Origin of the sequence: Clostridium sp., assembly GCF_036569345.1 — a bacterium.
Taxonomy (GTDB): Bacteria; Bacillota; Clostridia; order Clostridiales; family Clostridiaceae; genus Clostridium_AD.
Map to the genome: position 1 here is coordinate 1 of NZ_DATCQT010000078.1, position 2,877 is coordinate 2,877.

4 protein-coding genes are annotated in these 2,877 nt (G+C 28.2%); 2 read left to right on the forward strand and 2 right to left on the reverse strand.

Annotated features, from left to right (window positions below; genetic code table 11):
* Positions 1–15 precede the first annotated feature (15 nt).
* Complete coding sequence (locus VIM70_RS07905; RefSeq protein WP_331945211.1) at positions 16–99, forward strand: SEC-C metal-binding domain-containing protein; 84 nt, start codon at positions 16–18, stop codon at positions 97–99.
* A 202-nt stretch (positions 100–301) separates the two neighbouring features.
* Here VIM70_RS07905 and VIM70_RS07910 read toward each other — a convergent pair whose 3' ends face one another.
* Positions 302–1,246: a J domain-containing protein gene (locus tag VIM70_RS07910; RefSeq protein WP_331945208.1), complete on the reverse strand. Its 945-nt coding sequence runs from the start codon at positions 1,244–1,246 to the stop codon at positions 302–304.
* 377 nt (positions 1,247–1,623) lie between these two features.
* Here VIM70_RS07910 and VIM70_RS07915 point away from each other — a divergent pair, with 377 nt between their 5' ends.
* On the forward strand, positions 1,624–1,893 hold the full coding sequence (locus VIM70_RS07915; RefSeq protein WP_331945209.1) for a YggT family protein: 270 nt from the start codon (positions 1,624–1,626) through the stop codon (positions 1,891–1,893).
* A 219-nt stretch (positions 1,894–2,112) separates the two neighbouring features.
* Here the strand turns inward: VIM70_RS07915 and VIM70_RS07920 are convergent.
* Positions 2,113–2,877: glucosaminidase domain-containing protein (locus tag VIM70_RS07920; protein WP_331945210.1), on the reverse strand; the 765-nt coding region annotated here is incomplete at its 5' end.

Below are 2,877 nucleotides of genomic sequence, written 5' to 3' on the forward strand. Positions count from 1 at the left end.
TCTGCTACTCCTAAGATAGGAAGAAATGATACTTGTATATGTGGAAGTGGTAAAAAATATAAGAAATGTTGTGGTTCTAAGGTTATTCAGTTATTTTAATGGGAAAAAGATAGTTATACTATGAATTTAAGCTAAAGATGATTTATAATTTTTTGATAAGATCTGAAAAGTATATGGAGATTATAATCCCAATATGAAGATTATATGAAATTAATATAAATGCAACAATAATTAACTCAACTGTTAGAAAAAAAATTGTATGGATTGAATAAGCCCAAATGCATAACCGAAGAATAAAGTTTTATATACCATTTTTTACATTAATTGATTTATTGGCTTTCTTAAAGACAAAGCTAATAAATTCCTTTACCTTTTCAACTAAAAGTTTATCAGACTTAACGTTATCAACAATATTATGGATTTGATTCAAGTCGTTTAGTAATGCAACTGCTTCTTTTGATTTTCCTTTAAGTCTCATTTCCTCAGCACTTTTCATTAGCTCTGCATCCAAATATGGGTATACCTCAGAATCAGGCAAAGCCATTAATTTATTAAAACTATTTTTGTTCAAAATGGTAATAGACTTAGTTGTTGCTGATGCTACTAACACTTCAAGATAATCAAATATCTTAATCTTTTCATCATATTTATAGTAATTTTTAACTGTATTTCTAAAAATAGAAATGATAAAATCCTTCACCTTTTTTAACAATATTGAGTCATTATCAACCTTCTTAACTATATTTTCAATTTCTTTAATGTTTTTATACAAAGAGCTGCCTTGTTCATCATACCCTAACCTACACATGGCCAAATCACAATGAATTAAAGACTTGTGTAGATATTCATAATAGTCAGAATCATGTTTATTAACAAATTTATCAAGATATGAATTTAAGCCATGCATCATACCTTCTGTAATTACTGATAATACTAATTTATTAAGATAATTAAACATTTTGGACTGTTCTTCAGCCTCTTGATCATGACCATTATTATTGTATTTATAATGATTTCCGTTATTACTGTTTTTGTGTTTTTCTTTCTCATCGTATTCTGCTCTTGTTTTTGGAGTGTACAAAATTTGATATGCTAAATTAATCTGTTTCATCTTTTCTTCAGCAGTTTCTTTATCATCAATACTGTTTGTATCAGGATGATATTTAAGAGCTAAAGCCCTGTATGCATTTCTTATAACCTCATAAGATGCACGGGGACTAACTTCTAATAGTTCATAATAATCCATGAATAATCACCTCCTATAAACAGTCATATGTCTATAACATCATATATACTCAATTTCCTATGACTTTTATTAATTACTGAAATCAGTATCAATATAGTTTTCTCTGATAATTGAGTTGATTCAAATTATAATAATACTGCTATTTTGTCTATATGTGGTTGATTTTATCAATTATTTATTTTAGTGGCTTATTTCCTTAAAGTTTTATAAAAGCAAAAACTAAATAATAGATAATTGTTATTATAGTGTAACAATAAACCTATTACAAATCTTTTAGAAAATAAATAAAGCACATACGCTTTAGAAAGAATATAGTATTATCAGGATAACAACTAATTAATTATCTGAATTAGTTGATTTGGGAGGAGGTAAAAAACTTGATTAATTTAATTAACACAATTTTCAATGTGCTTTATTATGCAATAATTATTGAAGTGATTTTATCTTGGGTTTATTCTAATCGTACAAATCAATATATAGAATTATTGCATAAAGTTACTAACCCACTTCTTCAACCTGGTAGGAAAATTCAGGATAGATTTTTTAATAATATGATTATTGATTTTTCACCAATGATAGCACTATTTATTTTAATGATATTAAAACAAATAGTGTTTAGTATATTAGGAACACTGGGTTTAAATTAATCCAGTGTAAAAACTTTAAATTAGAATTAACTACTTAGTTTACTATGTGAATATTGGTGTTTTATTAGCAGCGTGGTATAAACTGAAACAGAGAGATTTACATTTACGTAAGTCTCTCTGTTTCCATTTAGTAATTATAAATTATTTTTTAAGCAGTATATTAATTATTACAATACGTATTTACATATATTATCGTAAAGTTCAAGAGAGTAAGCTTTGTCAAGTACCGTTACCCACAATTCCATCAATCACTAATTTATTGGTTTTCTGATATTCTTTAACACGTTTTACAGTTTCATTTCCATAAATACCATCGATAGCTGCACGAGTTCTCCATTGAATATATCTTATGGCTGCTATGTACCCTGTAGAATTAGTGCTACATAGAGGTCTTTTCATAATATTTTTTACTTCAGATAATACTTTAGGTCCACATATTCCATCAATAGAAAGGTTAAGTATTTGCTCAAGTTTTTTAGTAAGACTTATGGTTAGTGGATCACTGAATCCATCTATAACTAAAGCTTTATTACTTGCATCTCTTATTTTCATAAAATTTAAGCACTTTTGTAGATATTTAATATCTTCGGAAGTTGTGTTTTTAGCGATTTCAGATTTGGGAGTGGAATCATAAACATGAAGCTTATTTTGCTCAATTATGGTAATTAGTTTTTGGGGGTACTCATTGTCAGTGCAGTAGCCAGAGTTATAAACGTTTTGGCAAGCTTCCCTGTAATCTTTAGATGTTATTACAGATTTGTACCTTGTGAAGCTTAAAAGCTTTCCATGGTCGAGTATGCTAGATTCGAGCGTATCATACTTTCTAAACTTACACACCAGGGGAGTGTTTACACCACTTATAAATTCATGAGTGTTAAATTCTTGAACTTCATATCCACAACCTGCTGTCCATTTTATACCGAAGATGTTATTACCTTTAACATGCTGCAACCAGCCTGTTTCTAGTATGGCTTGAGCTATGGT